Annotated in this window: 1 protein-coding gene; it reads right to left on the reverse strand. The window is 68.8% G+C overall.

Annotation, left to right across the window (positions count from 1 at the left end; translation table 11 throughout):
• The coding region (locus ACQG3P_RS24215; protein ID WP_426806470.1) for a hypothetical protein at positions 1 to 234 on the reverse strand (234 nt) is incomplete at both ends.

Raw genomic sequence — 234 nt, forward strand, 5'->3', positions numbered from 1 at the left:
ACCGGGCAACGCCCGCTCACCCGCCAGCAGCCTGCGGATCACCGCTTCGCACGCCATGGACGGAAAGCAAGCGCCGTCATCGCCTTCGGCGAGCAGGTGCCAGCTCAGCGTGGTGGGCGCCCCGTCGCGCATGCCCTGCGCGCGCACGAACATCCCACCGCGGTGCTCGCCAAACTTCATCAGGTACAACACGCGGTAGAACAATGGCGCGAGCGGCTCCAGCGACGGCAGGGT

Source organism: Stenotrophomonas sp. SrG, from assembly GCF_050031795.1.
Lineage (GTDB): Bacteria > Pseudomonadota > Gammaproteobacteria > Xanthomonadales > Xanthomonadaceae > Stenotrophomonas > Stenotrophomonas rhizophila_A.